The organism is Streptomyces sp. NPDC039465 (assembly GCF_055639315.1).
Genome location: NZ_JBVKAP010000007.1, coordinates 373492 through 389449 on the forward strand (window position 1 = coordinate 373492; position 15958 = coordinate 389449).

Sequence of the window (15958 nt, forward strand, 5' to 3'; positions counted from 1 at the left end):
GCCTCACATCCGGAAGACGCCGAAGCCGCCCCGCGCGCCCTCGACCGGTGCCGTGTGGATCGCCGACAGACACAGCCCGAGGACCGTGCGGGTGTCCCGGGGGTCGATGACCCCGTCGTCGTACAACCGCCCCGACAGGAACATCGGCAGTGACTCGGACTCGATCTGCTGCTCCACCATCGCCCGCAGCCCGGCGTCCGCCTCCTCGTCGTACGGCTGCCCCTTGGCCTGCGCGGACGCCCGGGCGACGATCGACAGCACCCCGGCCAGCTGCTGCGGGCCCATCACCGCCGACTTGGCGCTGGGCCAGGCGAAGAGGAAACGGGGGTCGTAGGCCCGGCCGCACATGCCGTAGTGACCGGCGCCGTAGCTCGCGCCCAGCAGGACCGACAGATGCGGGACCTTCGAATTGGCCACCGCGTTGATCATCATCGCGCCGTGCTTGATGATGCCGCCCTGCTCGTACTCCTTGCCGACCATGTAGCCGGTGGTGTTGTGCAGGAACAGCAGCGGAATGTCCCGCTGGTTGGCGAGCTGGATGAACTGCGCGGCCTTCTGCGACTCCGCGCTGAACAGCACGCCCTGCGCGTTGGCCAGGATCCCGACCGGATAGCCGTGCAGCGACGCCCAGCCCGTCACCAGACTCGGCCCGTACGCCGCCTTGAACTCGTCGAAGTCCGAACCGTCCACGATCCGGGCGATCACCTCACGCGGATCGAACGGCGTCCGCAGATCCCCCGGCACGATCCCCAGCAGCTCCTCCGCGTCGTACTTCGGCGGCTGCGCGGGCCCCGGATCGGGGTGTGCCTTGCGGTGGTTGAGCCGGGCGACGATCCGGCGGGCCTGGCGCAGCGCGTCGGCCTCGTCGACGGCGTAGTGGTCGGCGAGACCGGACACGTGTGCGTGCATCCGCGCGCCGCCGAGGGACTCGTCGTCGCTCTCCTCCCCCGTCGCCATCTTCACCAGCGGCGGACCGCCGAGAAAGACCTTCGACCGCTCCTCGATCATCACGGTGTGGTCGGACATGCCGGGGACGTACGCACCACCGGCCGTGGAGTTGCCGAAGACGACCGCGATCGTGGGGATCCCGGCGGCGGACAGCCGGGTCAGGTCGCGGAAGAGCGCCCCGCCCGGGATGAAGATCTCCTTCTGGGACGGCAGATCGGCCCCGCCCGACTCGACGAGGGAGATCACCGGGAGGCGGTTGGCGTACGCGATCTCGTTGGCGCGCAGCGCCTTCTTCAGCGTCCACGGGTTGGAGGCGCCGCCGCGGACGGTCGGATCGTTGGCGGTGATCAGGCACTCGACGCCTTCCACCACACCGATGCCGGTGACGAGCGACGCGCCGACTGTGTACTCGGGGGAGGCGCTGCCCCAGGCGGCGAGCGGCGACAGCTCCAGGAACGGGGTGTCGGGGTCGAGGAGCAGTTCGATCCGCTCACGGGCGAGAAGCTTGCCGCGGGCGTGGTGCCGGGCGGTGTACTTCTCACCGCCGCCGGCGAGCGCCTTGGCGTGTTCGGCTTCCAGCGCGGCCAGTTTGTCGAGGAGGGCGGCCCGGTGGGCGGCGTAGTCGGCGCCGCCGGTGTCGAGGGCCGAGGCGAGCACGGTCACAGGAGAACCTCCGGTACGTCGAGTTCGCGGGCGCGCAGCCACTCGCCGAGGGCCTTGGCCTGGGGGTCGAAGCGGGCCTGGGAGGCGACGCCCTCGCCGAGAAGGCCGGTGATGACGAAGTTCAGGGCGCGGAGGTTGGGCAGTACGTGTCGGACGACCGACAGCTGACGGATTTCAGGCAACAGATGACAGAGTCGGTCGACTGTCAGTTCGTTCGCGAGCCACCGCCAGCCGTCATCCGTCCGCGCCCACACCCCCACGTTCGCGTCCCCACCCTTGTCCCCGCTGCGCGCCCCCACGACCCGCCCGAGCGGGACCCGCCGCAGGGGCCCGGCGGGCAGCGGCGGCGGCAGACCGGGCTCCGGTACGGGCTCCAGTTCGCGCACGCGCACCGGCTCGGGGACCGGTTCGCGTCGCCCGTCCGGGAGGACGGCGAGGTGGGTGACCGCCGAGCGGTCCACGTACCGGGCCTCGAAGACGCCGTAGGGCGCGCCCTTGCCGGGCGGGGCGGTGACGTGGAAGCCGGGGTAGGAGCCGAGGGCCAGTTCGACGGCCGCGCCGCTGAGGGTGCGTCCCACCGTCTCGGGGTCCTGGTCGCGCACGACGAGCCGGAGCAGGGCGCTGGCGGTCTCCTCGGTGTCGGCGTCGGCGCGGTCGGTCCGGGCGAGTTCCCAGCGCACCTCGGCCGGGCGGGAGGCGCCGCGGGCGAAGGCGTCCTCGATCTGGCCTTGGACGAGGGCGGCCTTGGCGTCGATGTCGAGGCCGGTGAGGACGAAGACGACTTCGTTGCGGAAGCCGCCGAGGCGGTTGAACCCGGCCTTGAGGGTGGGCGGCGGGGCTTCGCCGCGTACGCCGTCGATCCTGACCCGGTCGGGCCCGTCCTGGGTGAGCCGTACGGTGTCGAGGCGGGCGGTGACGTCGGGCCCGGCGTACCGCGCGGGGCCCGTCTCGTACAGCAGTTGCGCGGTGACGGTGCCGGTGTCGACGAGGCCGCCCGTGCCGTCGTGTTTGGTGATGACGCTGCTGCCGTCGGCGTGGATCTCGGCGAGCGGGAAGCCGGGGCGGCGGACGTCGTGGCCGGTGAAGAAGGCGTAGTTGCCGCCGGTGGCCTGGGTGCCGCACTCCAGGACGTGTCCGGCGACGACCGCGCCGGCGAGCTGGTCGTACGCCTCGGGGCCCCAGCCGTGCCACCACTGGGCGGGGCCGGTGACGAGCGCGGCGTCGGTGACCCGGCCGGTGACGACGACGTCGGCTCCGGCGGCGAGGGCGGCGGCGATCCCGCCGCCGCCGAGGTAGGCGTTGGCGCTGAGGACCCCGTCCGGGGCGGGCAGCCGGTCGCCTTCGACGTGGGCGATGCGGACGGGGACGCCGAGGCGGGCGGCGAGGGCGCGCAGGGCGTCGGCGAGGGCGGCGGGGTTGAGCCCGCCGGCGTTGGTGACGATTCTGACGCCGCGTTCGTGGGCGAGGCCGAGGCCTTCCTCCATCTGCCGCAGGAAGGTTTTGGCGTAGCCGGTGGCGGGGTCCTTGAGCTGGTCGCGGCCGAGGATGAGGAGGGTGAGTTCGGCGAGGTAGTCGCCGGTGAGGACGTCGAGCCGGCCGCCGGTGAGCATCTCGCGGACGGCGTCGAAGCGGTCGCCGTAGAAGCCGGAGGCGTTCCCGATCCGCAGGAGGCTCATGCGGCTCCCTTCGGGGCGCGTCCGGGGCCGGCCGGGCCGGCGAAGGCCTGGGCGATGGAGAGCCAGGTGTCGGCGTCGCGTCCTTCGGCGCGCAGGGCGAGGTCGTCGCGGTGGGCGCGCTGGGTGACCAGGAGGCAGAAGTCGAGGGCGGGGCCGGTGATCTTCTGCGGGGCGTCCTCGGGGCCGTATGTCCACAGGCCCGTTCCGTCGGGTGGGGTGAGTTCGACTCGGAAGGGTGCGGTGGGCGCGGGCAGGCCGCGTACGAGGTAGGCGTAGTCGCGGGCGCGTACGCCGATCCAGGCGACGTGGCGCAGCCGGGCGGTCGGCTGGCGTACGGCACCGAGGGCGTCGGCGATGTCCTGGCCGTGGGCCCAGGTCTCCATGAGGCGGGCGGTGGCCATGGCGGCGGCGCTCATGGGCGGGCCGTACCAGGGGAAGCGGGTGCCGGGCGGGGCGGCGCGCAGGGCGTCCTGGAGCTGCTCACGCCCCTTCCGCCACCGCGCGAGCAGCTCACCGGGCGGCAGCGAGGCCCCCTCCTCGGCGCCCTCGTCGACGAACCGCTCGGGCGCGGCGAGCGCCTTCCGGGTCTCGACGGCGAAGCCCTCGGCATCGGTGACGGCGAGGAGCGCGGCGCGGTCGGTCCAGGCGAGGTGGGCGATCTGGTGGGCGACGGTCCAGCGTGGGGCGGGGGTGGGGGTGGCCCACCGTTCCCGGCTCAGCTGCCCGACCAGCTGGTCGAGTTCCTCGCTCTCGCTGCGCAGGTCGTCGAGGACGACGGCAGGGTCGGACACGGTGCGCTCCCCTCGGGACACGGCGGTGTGTGCCGAGGAGCATGGCAGCGCCCAAGGAAACAAGCAAGCATGCTTGCTTTACTTCTGGCCACAATTCCCGGCGCGGCCAGCCGGGGACAGAGGTACGGGTGGTCAGAGGCGGCGGGCGCCTCGCTGGCTCTGGTACCAAGCCAGCGCGGCCAGAACGTCGGAGGGCTCAGCGGCGAGCGCGGCCGCATGACTGCGGCAGGCAAGGACATCCCGGCCGTCTCGAACACCGACGACCCGCAAGGTCTCTGTCGCGCCGCACCGATCGCATGCCCGGGAGTCCGCGGCCCCTTGCCCTGCCCCCGGCCCGAAGGCAGCCTGGGCCGCGCTCGTCGGCTGCTTGCCTGTCGCCAACCCCCGCGTCCCCCCGCGAGCCCCGTCGATCTCGCCATTGACCGTCTCGCAATACCCGCCCGCCAATCCCACCGCGCGACGCATGCCCGCCTGGCGATCGGCGGCCCTGCTGAGCCGGTCGAAGGTGTCCACAAGGCACACCTTGGGCCCTTCGGCCTGCCTCATGGCCAGACACAAGGCGTCGAACTGGGGACGATGGTCGCCAAGGGCATCGTCACCCAAGTCGACCCAGATGCCGGCGAGTTCCCACCCGCGGCCGACCGCGCGGGCGCGGCACCGGTCGATGCGGAGATCGAGGACCGCGGTGGTCGGTGTGGCGTGCCGGTCGTAGATGAAGGCACGCGGTTTCCTCCCCACTCCGGCACCCGAGTCAGAACCCCTCGAAGGCGTCTGTGCAACGTCGTCCACAGCCATGCTTCCTCCATTACGCTGAGTGGCAAGTCGTCACGCAGTACGACGGTAGAAAGCTGGGACCGCTGCTTGAAGTGACCACGGGTACGGGTGATCGACCCGTTCCACGGTCCAGGGGGATGCCATGCCAAGCAATCCGCGCCCCACCCCGACCGACGGTCAGGGATCGGCCTCACGCGGTCGTCGCGGCATCGTTTCCGGCTATGTCTTCCGCCTCATCCGCGAGCAACTCGGCCACACGCAAGACGCTCTCGCCGAGCACCTGCACGTCACCTCCGACACCGTCGCGGGCTGGGAGTCCGGTCGCCGCGCGCTCACGGCCGTACCCGTCGGCCAAGTGGCGGCCTGTCGCCACAGGCTGCTGCGACTGGGTGCGTCACCCGCGCTGCTCCTCTCCCTTGAACGGGCCTTGGAGACTGATGTGCTCCTCACCAGCTCCCTCGCCGAGGGAACACCCACGGACAACAACCCGATCGGCGCATGGGTGATGCAGCGCGATCTCGTCGAGGTGCTCGCCTGGCCTCTCAGCGGGGTTCCGCCCACGGCTCTGCGGCAGCTGCCGGAACCACCACGGCCACGCCGAGGACCGGTGCCCAAGGGGCCTGAACTGCCGGAGTCGGACCGTCGGCGCTTCTTCGCGCACATGAGGCGCACGGTGGAGCACTCCTGTGGTCCCGATCGATTCCTGCTCCGCCGCCAGGCCCTCTACTTGGCGGGGTACGACACCGCGCCCGACACCGGCGAGTGGCTGGCCCACCATCAGCGAACGGGACGCCCGGACGACTGGCTCACCACCTGGCTCAACGCCCGCTCCGTCGCCGCCGTTGCGGCCCGGCAGGGAGACCGGGACCGGATGCGGCACTTCATCAGCGCCACACTCGACGAGGATCAGGCAAGCGAAGTGGCCAATCTGAACTACTGGGCGTATTGGATCGGCGAGGCACCCCACGTCGAACTGTCCGACGACTTCATCGCGTCGCCGCATCCCGGGCCTTGGCAGGGCGACAAGCTCATGCACCACCTGGTCCGAGGACTGAAGCCGCAGCACGGGTTCTTCGACCTCAACGTGCACACTCTCTGGACGTTGATCGCCGCCCGGCCGAACCTGCTCCAGCTGACGGCTCCCGCACGCCGCGCCCTACGCGGCCGTCTCCCCGTGATGTTGGATAGCTCCGAGCTGTCGGCGCGCACGCGCCGCGAGCTGGAGAGCATCCGGTACGCGATCCGCCTCGCCGAGGCGTGAGAGGAGACGGACGGTGGCTGACGACCTGTCCGCGGTGGCGAACTTCCTGTACGAAGCGGGGACGCTGAAGCAGACCAGGCGCACCGGCTGGTGGATGGCTGGGGTCCGCGACCCGGAGAGCGTCGCCGAGCATTCGTGGCGTACCTCGCTGATCGCGTCGATCATCGCCGAACTCGAAGGCGCCGACCCCGCACGAGCGGCGTTTCTCGCGGTCTGGCACGACTCCCAGGAGACCCGTACCGGGGATGTGAACTACCTGGGGAGGAAATACTCGCCCACGGCCGATCCGCGGGAGGTGACCGCGGACCAGACGGCAGGCATGCCGGAAGGGCTGGCTTCCACGGTGCGGAACCTGATCGCCGAGTACGAGGCGAAGGAGTCTCCCGAGGCGGTCTGCGCCCGGGATGCCGACAAGCTGGAGTGCATGCTGCAGGGCATCGAGTACAAGGCGCAGGGCTACGAGAACGCTCAGCGTTGGATCGACAACAGCCGGGGCCGCCTCGTCACCGAAACCGCCCGCCGCCTTGCCGACGAGCTGCTGGAACACGGAAGCCTGGACTGGCTGCGCGCAGCCCTGGGCGAGAAGCGGGACTGACCCCGGACTCCCCGGCGGTCACTTCGCCGACGTGCGCTTCACCTGGGTGCGGACGGCGCCCATGCTGGCCGCGATGACCAGGGCGATGGCGAGTGCGTCGGTCACGGACAGGGCCTGGTGGAGGACGAGGAATCCGGCGGCGGCGGCGATGGCGGGTTCCAGGCTCATCAGGATGGCGAAGGTGGGGGCGGGCAGGCGGCGCAGGGCGAGGAGTTCGAGGGTGTAGGGCAGGACGGAGGAGAGCAGCGCGACCGCGAGGCCGAGCCCGATCGTGCTGGGCACGGTCAGCTTGGCGCCGGCGTCGAGGATGCCGAGCGGGACGGTGAGGACGGCTCCGACGGCCATGGCGAGGGCGAGGCCATCGGCCTGCGGGAAGCGGCGGCCAGTGCGGGCGCTGAAGACGATGTACGTGGCCCACATGGCGCCGGCGGCCAGCGCGAAGGCGGCGCCGACGGGGTCGAGCCGGTCGAAGCCGCCGCCGCTGAGCAGGACGACGCCGCCGAGGGCGAGGCCGGCCCACAGGAAGTTGATCAGTCGGCGGGAGGCGAGGACGGAGAGGGCGAGCGGGCCGAGGACTTCGAGGGTGACGGCGGCGCCGAGGGGGATGCGGTCGACGGCCTGGTAGATGAAGACGTTCATCGCGGCCATGACGGCGCCGAAGACGACGACGGTGCTCCAGTCGGCGCGGGTGTATCCGCGCACCTTGGGGCGGCAGACGAGGAGGAGGACGAGGGCGGCGAGGACGAGCCGGAGGGTGACGACGCCGAGGGCGCCCGCACGGGGCATGAGGAGGACGGCGACGGCGGAGCCGAACTGTACGGAGAGGCCGCCGGCGACGACGAGCGTGACGGAGCCGAGGGTGCCGGAGCCGAGGGTGCTGTGCGCGGGGCGGCCGCCTGCCGGGCCGGGGGCGGCGGTGGTGACCGCCGCCGCGGTACGCGAGTCGTCGACCGTCACCGAAGTACTCCCAAGATCAGTTCAATGCAATGCACCGTCGATCCAAGATACTGCACTCCCCGTGGGGCTTCACTCCGGGGCGTCCAGCCCCTCTGCCAGCATCTCTGCCAGGTGGCGGGCCCGGTAGGGACCGAGGTCCTGGAGCTGGGTGCGGCAGGAGAAGCCGTCGGCGAGGAGCACCGCGTCCGGCGGGGCGGACCGTACGGCCGGCAGGAGCTGGTCCTCGGCGCAGCGCACGGAGATCTCGTAGTGGCCGCGTTCGAAGCCGAAGTTGCCGGCGAGGCCGCAGCAGCCGCCGCTCAGCTCGCCCGTCAGACCCGCCTTCTCCCGCAGTCGGCGCTCGGCGGCGTCGCCGAGGACGGCGTGCTGGTGGCAGTGGGTCTGGCCGGCGACCGGGCGGTCGAGGCGGGGCGGGGCCCAGTCGGGGGCGTACTCCTCCAGGGCCTGGGCGAAGGTGCGGACGGAGGCGGCGAGCCGGTGGGCGCGGGGGTCGTCGGCGAGCAACTCCGGGAGGTCGGTGCGCAGGGCCGCCGCGCAGGAGGGTTCGAGGACGACGACCGGGCGGCCGAGGTGGGGGCCGAGGGTGTCCAGGGTGCGGCGCATGACCGTACGGGCGCGGTCGAGCTGGCCGGTGGAGACGTAGGTAAGTCCGCAGCAGACGCGGCCGGGCGGGAGGCTTACGCCGGTCCCGGCGGCCTCAAGGACATGGACGGCGGCCCTGCCGACCTCGGGCGACAGGTGGTTGGTGAACGTGTCGGGCCACAGGAGGGGACCCGGCGTCCCGGGCGCCTGGGGGCGCGCCGCGAACCAGCTGGTGAAGGTCCGCGGGGCGAGCCGGGGCAGGTCGCGCTCAGGGGCGATACCGGCCAGGCGTTTGGCCAGGGCCGCCAGCGGGCCTTGCCTGGCCGCCGCGTTCAGCGGCCGGGCCAGGGGCGCGGCCGCCCGCAGCCACTGCGGCAGGCGGCCCATGACCAGGTGGGAGGCGGGGCGGCGGCGGCCCGCGTAGTAGTGGTGGAGGAATTCGGCCTTGTACGTGGCCATGTCGACGCCGACCGGGCAGTCGCGGCGGCATCCCTTGCACGACAGGCACAGGTCCAGCGCCTCGTGGACCTCCTCGGAACGCCAGCCGTCCGTGACGATCTCTCCGGCGAGCATCTCGTGGAGCAGCCGGGCCCGCCCCCGGGTCGAGTGCTGTTCCTCGCCGGTCGCCCGGAAGGACGGGCACATCACCTCGGGACCAGAACTGGGCCCGGCGACACGGCATTTGGCGACGCCGACGCAGCGGCGGACCGCGCCCGCGAAGTTGCCGCCGTCGCCGGGGTAGGCGAAGGCGGTGCCGGGGACCGGTTCGCGGGGCAGGACGGCGAAGCGGAGGTTGTCGGTGAGGGAGTGGGGGCGCACGAGCATGCCGGGGTTGAGGCCGCCCGCCGGGTCCCACACGTCCTTGGCGCGGCCGAAGAGCTGGACGAGGTCGGGCCCGTACATCTTCGGCAGCAGTTCGGCGCGGGCCTGCCCGTCGCCGTGTTCGCCGGAGAGGGATCCGCCGTGGGCGACGACGAGGTCGGCGAGGTCGTGGGAGAAGGCACGGAAGCGTGCCACGCCGCTCGCGCTCAGCAGGTCGAAGTCGATCCGGACGTGGACGCAGCCGTCGCCGAAGTGGCCGTAGGGGGCGCCGCGCAGGCCGTACTCGCCGAGCAGGGCGCGGAAGGCGCGCAGGTAGGGGCCGAGGACGGCGGGGGGTACGGCGCAGTCCTCCCAGCCGGGCCAGGCTTCGGTGCCGTCGGGCATCCGGGTCGCCGTGCCGGCGGCGTCCTCCCTGATGCGCCACAGGGTTCGCTGGGCGGCGGGGTCGGTGACGATCGCGGCGTCGAGGGCGTCGGAGGCGCGGATCAGCCGGGTGGCGTGGGCGTGTGCTTCGGCCGGGGTCGCGCCGCCGGTCTCGACGAAGAGCCAGGCGCCGCCCCGTGGCAGGCCGGTGGCGTGGGGTACGAGGTCCTGGGCCATGCCTTCGACGGTGAGCGGCCCGTACGGCAGCAGGCCGGCGGCGGCCTCGGCGGCGGCGCTCTCGTCCGCGTGGCCGAGGACGGCGAGGGCGCGGGCGGGCGGTGTCTCGACGAGCCGTACGACCGCCTCGGTGACCACGCCCCAGGTCCCTTCGCTGCCGCAGAAGGCGCGGGCGGTGTCGGCGCCGTGTTCGGGCAGGAGGGCGTCGAGGGCATACCCGGAGATCCGGCGCGGCAGGCCCTGGGGGTAGCCGGTGCGCAGCAGGGCGAGGTGTGAGTCGACGAGGTCGCGCAGGCCTTCGGGGGCGCCGGCCCAGCCGGGGCCGAGGCGCAGGCGCGCGCCGCCGTAGGTGGTGACGGCGAGTGCGGCGATGTTGTCGGCGGTGGTGCCCCAGGCGACGGTGTGGGCGCCGCAGGCGTTGTTGCCGATCATGCCGCCGAGGGTGCAGCGGCTGTGGGTGGAGGGGTCGGGGCCGAAGGTGAGGCCGTGGGGGCGGGCGGCGGCGCGGAGGGTGTCGAGGACGACTCCGGGCTGGACGACGGCGGTGCGGCTGTCCGGGTCGAGGGCGAGGACGGCGGCCATGTGGCGGGTGAGGTCGAGGACGACTCCGGTGCCGGTGGCCTGTCCGGCGATGGAGGTGCCCGCGCCGCGGGGGACGACGGGGGTGTCGTGGTCGCGGCAGACGGCGAGGGCGGCGGCGAGGTCGTCGGCGTCGCGGGGGGCGACGACGCCGAGGGGGACGCGGCGGTAGTTGGAAGCGTCCATGGTCGTCAGCGCGCGGGCGGCGGCTCCGAAGTCGACGTCGCCGCGTACGGCGGTGCGCAGGGCCCGTGCCAGGTCCCCGGTGTGGGTGTTCCGCTGCTGCGCCATGGGGTTCAGCATGCCAACGGCCGTGGGCGGCCGGTGTGGCCGCCGCCCGTGTCGTGATTCCGACCATAGAAAAAGGTCACAACCGCTTCCCACAGTGATCGTCAATTCTCCTATAGTGACCACGAATTGATCGGGAATCGACGGCTCCTGTTACCCATCTTCCAGAGGCACTCACCTTCCAGAGGACGGACGATTTGCGCTCCTCCCTCCGGCCCGTCTGGCCGGCCCTGCTGATCTCGGCGGCCGTCACCGGCCTCCTGTGCGCGGGAGCCGTCTCCGTCGCTCCCGACACCGTGCGGACCCCGATCGCCTGGGGCGGCGGCGGCGCGGCCGCCTTGCTCACCGCCGCCGCGGCCCTCCTCGCGTACGCCGCCGACACCACCCGACGGCTGCGCCGCCACAACGCCGCGCTGCTGTCCCAGGCGCAGTACGCCAACGCCGAGACCCTCCGGGTCACCGCCGAGACCAGCCGCACCGTCGCCGAGGTGCGCGCCGAGGCCGCCCGCTCCGTCGCCGAGGCCCGCGCCGAGGCCGCCCGCAGCGAGACGCTGCGCGCCGCCGCCGTGGCCTCCTGCGCCAACGCCGCCGGCCGGATGCAGGCGATGGCCACCAGCATGCTCGCCGATCTGCGCGAGATGGAGCACCGGCACAGCGACGAGGACGTCCTCACCGACCTCCTCCACCTCGACCACCGCACCGCCCAGGCCGGCCGGCTCGCCGACTCCATCGCCGTCCTCACCGGGGCCCGTTCGGGCCGCCGCTGGGCCCGGCCGATCGTGATGGAGTCGATCCTGCGCGGGGCGATGGGCCGGATCAGCGGCTATCAGCGGGTACGGCTCCACTCCACCAGCGACGTCGCCATCGCCGGGCACGCGGCCGAGGGTGTCATGCACGCGCTCGCCGAACTCCTCGACAACGCCACGACGTTCTCGCCGCCCACCGCCGAGGTCCATGTGTACGTCGAGGAGGTCCCGGCCGGGGTCGTCGTCACCATCGAGGACAGCGGGCTCGTGATGAGCGAGGTGCAACTGCGCCGCGCCGAACGGGCCGTGAGCGCCCAGGGCGGCGACCTCACCGGCCTCTCCGGCACCCGCCTCGGCCTCGCGGTCGTGGGCCGGCTGGCCCGCAAGCACGGACTGACCGTCTCCTTCCGGCCCTCCGCGCGCGGTGGCACCGGCGCGCTGGTGATGCTCCCGCAGGAGCTGATCACCCGCACCCCACAGGCCCGTACGGCCCCGGAGCCCGAGGCGCCCGCCCTGCCCGCGGCCACCACCGCCGCACCGGAGGCCCACGAGCGCACCCCCGAACCCCCCACCGCCCAGCCTCAGCACGCCTCCGCCCCCGGCATCGAGCTCGGGGAGAGCGGCCTGCCCAAGCGCCGCCGCGGCCGCACCCTCGCCGCCGCCCACCCCGACACCGCCCCACGGCCCAAGGCCGCACCCACCGCCCCCGCCGACCCGCAGACCCGGGCGGCCCGCTTCAGCAGCTTCCGCCAGGCAGTACGGAACATCCCCACGGAAGGCAGCTCATCCGAATGACCGGCACCACCGCCGCCACCAGCACCGCCGTCGAGCAGCTCAACTGGCTCCTGGAGGGCCTGCTCAAGCGCACCCCCGGCGCCCGCCACGCCCTCGTCCTGTCCCGGGACGGCCTCAAGCTCTGCCGCACGCCCGAGCTCTCCGTCGACCAGGCCGACCAGCTGGCCGCGATCGCCGCCGGCATCCAGAGCCTCTCGCACGGCGCGTCCGTGGAGTTCGGCGACGGCACCGGCGGCGTACGCTCCGCGATGGCCGAGTTCTACGGCGGTGTCCTGCTCATCGTGGAGGCCGGTGACGGGGCCCATCTGGCGGTCGTCGCCGACGAGGACTCCGACGTCGGCCTGATCGGGCACAACATGAGCGAACTCGTCGAACAGCTCGGGGAACACCTCGCCGCCGAGCCCAGGACCCCGTGAGCCGCCCGTGAGCCGCGCGCCGAGGAACCCCAGGGACGAGTTACCGGACCGGCTCTACACCCTCACCGGCGGCCGCTCCCGCTCCGGCCCGGACAGCCCGTTCGACCTGGTCACCCTGGTCGTCGCCGAGTCCGAGCCGGTGGCGGGCATGCAGTCCGAGCACACCGCGATCCTGCGGATGTGCCGGCGCCCCACGGCGGTCGTGGAGATCGCCGCGGAGCTCGCCCTGCCGGTGAGCATCGTGCGGATCCTGCTGTCCGACCTGCTCGGTACGGGCCGGATCGCCGCCCGCCATCCCCGTACGGCCCGCGGCGGCTACTGCCTCCCCGACCCCGACCTCCTGGAACAGGTGCTCGTTGGACTCCGCAACCTCTGACCGGCCCGCCCTGCGGGCGACCGCCGACAACGGTCTCAAGATCGTCGTCGTGGGCGGGTTCGGTGTCGGCAAGACCACGCTCGTCCGCTCGGTCAGCGAGATCCGCCCGCTGAACACCGAGGAGACGATGACCCGCGCCGGCGAGGAGGTCGACGACATCAGCGCGGTGGGGTCCAAGACCGCCACCACGGTGGCGTTCGACTTCGGCCGGATCACCCTGGACGCGCGCAACGTCCTCTACCTCTTCGGCGCACCCGGGCAGGAACGCTTCTGGTTCCTGTGGGACCGGCTCTTCGCCGGCACGCTCGGCGCGGTCGTCCTCGTCGACACCCGCCGCCTGGCCGACTCGTGGTACGCCATCGACCGGCTGGAGCACCACGGCACGCCGTTCATCGTGGCCTGCAACGACTTCGGCGGACCCGTCCACACCGAGGCCCAGATCCGCGAGGCGCTCGACCTGCCCGAGGAGGTGCCGCTGGTGGAGTGCGACGCCCGGGACCGCTCCTCCAGCAAGTACGTCCTCATCACCCTGCTCGAGCACCTTCAGAAACTCTCCCAGGAGCCTCCCGCATGAGCGTGCCGCCCGTCCCCCTCTCCGGGCCCCGGTTCCAGACCGAACCCGCCGAGCTGTACCGGGAGATGCGCCGCGACCACGGAGCCGTCTGCCCCGTCGTCCTCGACGGCGACGTGCCCGCCTGGCTGGTCCTCGACTACCGCGAGCTGCACCAGGTCACCAGCGACCCGGTGCTCTTCAGCCGCGACTCCGACCTGTGGAACCAGTGGGACCGCATCCCCGACGACTGGCCGCTGCTCCCGATGATCGGCCGCAAGCAGGCGTCGATCCTCTACACCGTCGGCGAGCGGCACCGGCAGCGCGCCCACATGGTCGGCCACGCCCTGGAGGCCGTCGACCCGTTCGCCCTGCGCCGCCACGCCGAGACGTTCGCGGACGCCCTCATCGACGGGTTCTGCGGCACGGGCCGCACCGACCTCGTCGGCGCGTACGCCATGCTGCTGCCCGTACGCGTCCTGGCGAGGATCTACGGCTTCCCCGACGACCGGGGGCCGGGCCTGGTCACCGCCATGAACCACATGATCGACGGCCGGGAGCACGCGCTCGCCGGGCAGCAGCACCTGGCCGGATCGATGTACGAACTCATCGCGGCCAAGCAGGCCGAGCCCGGCGAGGACGTGGTCTCCCGGATGCTGGCGGACACCTCCGGTTTCAGCGTCGACGAGATCGCCCAGGACCTGATGGTGATGATGGCCGCCGGGCACCAGCCCACCGCCGACTGGATCGGCAACTCGCTGCGGCTGATGCTCACCGACGACCGGTTCGCCGCCTCCCTGTCCGGCGGGCGGCACAGCGTCGGCGAGGCGATGAACGAAGTGCTGTGGGCGGACACCCCGACCCAGAACGTGGCCGGGCGGTGGGCCGCCCGCGACACCCGCCTGGGCGGCCACCACATCAAGGCGGGCGACCTGCTGCTGCTCGGCATCGCCGCGGCCAACTCCGACCCGCAGGTCCACATCGACAACTCCACCCTCACCGGCGGCAACAGCGCCTTCTTCTCCTTCGGGCACGGCGAGCACCGCTGCCCCTTCCCGGCCCAGGAGATCGCCGAGGTCATCGCCCGTACGGGCATCGAGGTCCTCCTCGACCGGCTGCCCGACGTCGATCTCGCCGTGCCCGCCGAGGCCCTCACCCGCCGCCCCTCACCCTGGCTGCGCGGGCTGACGGAGCTGCCGGTGACGTTCTCGCCCACCCCCGCCATCGGAGGCCCCGCGTGATCTCCCTCGACCCGTTCGTCACCGACCTCGACGCCGAGAGCGCCGCCCTGCGCGCCGCCGGCCCGCTCGCCGAGGTGGAGCTGCCCGGCGGCGTGCGCTGCTACGCCGTCACGCACCACGCCGAGGCCCGCCGCCTCCTCACCGACAAGCGGCTCGTGAAGGACATCGGGCAGTGGGGTGCCTGGCAGCGCGGCGAGATAGCCCCCGACTGGCCCCTGATCGGTCTGGCCAACCCCGGCCGGTCCATGCTCACCGTCGACGGCGAGGACCACCGCCGGCTGCGCACCCTGGTCGCGCAGGCGCTCACCCCGCGCCGGGTGGAGCTCATGCGGGAGCGGATCACCGAGCTGACGGACGGCCTGCTGGACGCGCTGGACGGGGCGGACACGCCGGCGGGGGCGGCCGCCGGGGACGCCGTCGACCTGAAGGCCGCGTTCGCCTACCCGCTGCCCATGTACGTCATCAGCGACCTCATGGGTCTCGATCCGGCCGACCACCCCCGGCTCAAGGTCCTCTTCGACAAGTTCTTCTCCACCCAGACGCCCCCGGCGGAGGTCCTCGCCACGCTCGGCGAGCTCGCCGCCCTGATGGGCAAGGTCGTCGCGGCCCGGCGCGCCGAGCCCGGCGACGATCTGACCAGCGCGCTGATCCTGGCCTCCGACGGCGGCGACCGGCTCACCGACGAGGAGATCGTCTCCACCCTCCAGCTGATGGTGGCGGCCGGTCACGAGACGACGATCTCCCTGATCGTCAACGCGGTGGTGAATCTGTCCACCCATCCGGAGCAGCTCGCGCTGGTCCGCTCCGGGGCGGTGGGCTGGGACGCGGTGGTGGAGGAGACCCTGCGCTATTCCACCCCGACCTCGCACGTCCTGATCCGGTTCGCCACCGAGGACGTCCAGGTCGGCGAGAAGGTCCTCCCCCAGGGTGAAGCGCTGATCGTGTCGTACGGGGCGATCGGCCGCGACGAGCGGGCGCACGGGCCGAGCGCCGGAGTCTTCGACGTGACCCGTACGTCCGAGAACCGGCACATCTCCTTCGGGCACGGGCCGCATGTGTGCCCGGGGGCGGCGCTGTCCCGTCTGGAGGCGGGTGTGGCGCTGCCCGCCCTGTATGCGCGCTTCCCCGGGCTGCGGCTCGCGGTGCCCGCCGAGAAGCTGCGCCGCAGGCCGGTGGTCACCCAGAACGATCTCGCGGAGCTCCCCGTCCACCTGCGCTGACCGGCGCGGTCAGGTGTCCGGCCGTCGCACCGTCCTGTCTCATCTCCCTGTCTCATCGGGCGGACGGCGGCGGCCGGC

14 protein-coding genes are annotated in these 15958 nt (G+C 72.8%); 8 read left to right on the forward strand and 6 right to left on the reverse strand.

Translation table 11 applies throughout. The features are described 5' to 3' along the window. Positions 1–3: 3 nt before the first annotated feature. From ACZ7LT_RS24510 to ACZ7LT_RS24525, 4 genes are all read right to left on the reverse strand, one after another. Positions 4–1611, reverse strand: coding sequence for an acyl-CoA carboxylase subunit beta (locus ACZ7LT_RS24510; protein ID WP_471238231.1), 1608 nt, complete (start codon positions 1609–1611; stop codon positions 4–6). Then, positions 1608–3287 carry an acyclic terpene utilization AtuA family protein gene (locus tag ACZ7LT_RS24515; RefSeq protein ID WP_471238232.1) on the reverse strand — a complete coding sequence of 560 codons (1680 nt, stop codon included), beginning with the start codon at positions 3285–3287 and terminating at the stop codon, positions 1608–1610. Before ACZ7LT_RS24515 ends, ACZ7LT_RS24510 begins: the two co-directional genes overlap by 4 nt. After that, positions 3284–4078, reverse strand: coding sequence for a TIGR03084 family metal-binding protein (locus tag ACZ7LT_RS24520; RefSeq protein ID WP_471238233.1), 795 nt, complete (start codon positions 4076–4078; stop codon positions 3284–3286). The genes ACZ7LT_RS24515 and ACZ7LT_RS24520 overlap by 4 nt, the downstream gene beginning before the upstream one ends. Positions 4079–4210: 132 nt before the next feature. Continuing rightward, complete coding sequence (locus tag ACZ7LT_RS24525) at positions 4211–4873, reverse strand: recombinase family protein (protein WP_471238234.1); 663 nt, start codon at positions 4871–4873, stop codon at positions 4211–4213. 121 nt (positions 4874–4994) lie between these two features. Between ACZ7LT_RS24525 and ACZ7LT_RS24530 the strand changes: the two genes are divergently transcribed. Continuing rightward, entirely contained in the window at positions 4995–6113 is a 1119-nt protein-coding gene (locus ACZ7LT_RS24530) for a helix-turn-helix domain-containing protein (RefSeq protein WP_471238235.1), read from the forward strand. Between the two features lie 13 nt (positions 6114–6126). Beyond that, positions 6127–6708 carry an HD domain-containing protein gene (locus ACZ7LT_RS24535; protein ID WP_471238236.1) on the forward strand — a complete coding sequence of 194 codons (582 nt, stop codon included), beginning with the start codon at positions 6127–6129 and terminating at the stop codon, positions 6706–6708. An 18-nt stretch (positions 6709–6726) separates the two neighbouring features. Here the strand turns inward: ACZ7LT_RS24535 and ACZ7LT_RS24540 are convergent, their stop codons facing one another. After that, positions 6727–7665 carry an EamA family transporter gene (locus ACZ7LT_RS24540; protein ID WP_471238237.1) on the reverse strand — a complete coding sequence of 313 codons (939 nt, stop codon included), beginning with the start codon at positions 7663–7665 and terminating at the stop codon, positions 6727–6729. 69 nt (positions 7666–7734) lie between these two features. Continuing rightward, positions 7735–10539, reverse strand: a complete 2805-nt coding sequence (locus ACZ7LT_RS24545; RefSeq protein WP_471238238.1) for an FAD-binding and (Fe-S)-binding domain-containing protein — start codon at positions 10537–10539, stop codon at positions 7735–7737. A gap of 194 nt (positions 10540–10733) precedes the next feature. Here ACZ7LT_RS24545 and ACZ7LT_RS24550 point away from each other — a divergent pair, with 194 nt between their 5' ends. The 6 genes from ACZ7LT_RS24550 to ACZ7LT_RS24575 are packed head-to-tail and all read left to right on the forward strand — an operon-like array spanning position 10734 to position 15880. Further along, positions 10734–12077 (forward strand): sensor histidine kinase, encoded by a 1344-nt coding sequence (locus ACZ7LT_RS24550; protein ID WP_471238239.1) that lies wholly within the window; start codon positions 10734–10736, stop codon positions 12075–12077. Next, entirely contained in the window at positions 12074–12493 is a 420-nt protein-coding gene (locus tag ACZ7LT_RS24555; protein ID WP_471238240.1) for a roadblock/LC7 domain-containing protein, read from the forward strand. Before ACZ7LT_RS24550 ends, ACZ7LT_RS24555 begins: the two co-directional genes overlap by 4 nt. 7 nt (positions 12494–12500) lie before the next feature. Continuing rightward, positions 12501–12869 (forward strand): DUF742 domain-containing protein, encoded by a 369-nt coding sequence (locus tag ACZ7LT_RS24560; protein WP_471238241.1) that lies wholly within the window; start codon positions 12501–12503, stop codon positions 12867–12869. Beyond that, positions 12850–13443, forward strand: a complete 594-nt coding sequence (locus ACZ7LT_RS24565; protein ID WP_471238242.1) for a GTP-binding protein — start codon at positions 12850–12852, stop codon at positions 13441–13443. Before ACZ7LT_RS24560 ends, ACZ7LT_RS24565 begins: the two co-directional genes overlap by 20 nt. After that, positions 13440–14660 carry a cytochrome P450 gene (locus tag ACZ7LT_RS24570; protein ID WP_471238243.1) on the forward strand — a complete coding sequence of 407 codons (1221 nt, stop codon included), beginning with the start codon at positions 13440–13442 and terminating at the stop codon, positions 14658–14660. The genes ACZ7LT_RS24565 and ACZ7LT_RS24570 overlap by 4 nt, the downstream gene beginning before the upstream one ends. After that, entirely contained in the window at positions 14657–15880 is a 1224-nt protein-coding gene (locus ACZ7LT_RS24575; protein WP_471238244.1) for a cytochrome P450 family protein, read from the forward strand. The genes ACZ7LT_RS24570 and ACZ7LT_RS24575 overlap by 4 nt, the downstream gene beginning before the upstream one ends. Positions 15881–15958 lie beyond the last annotated feature (78 nt).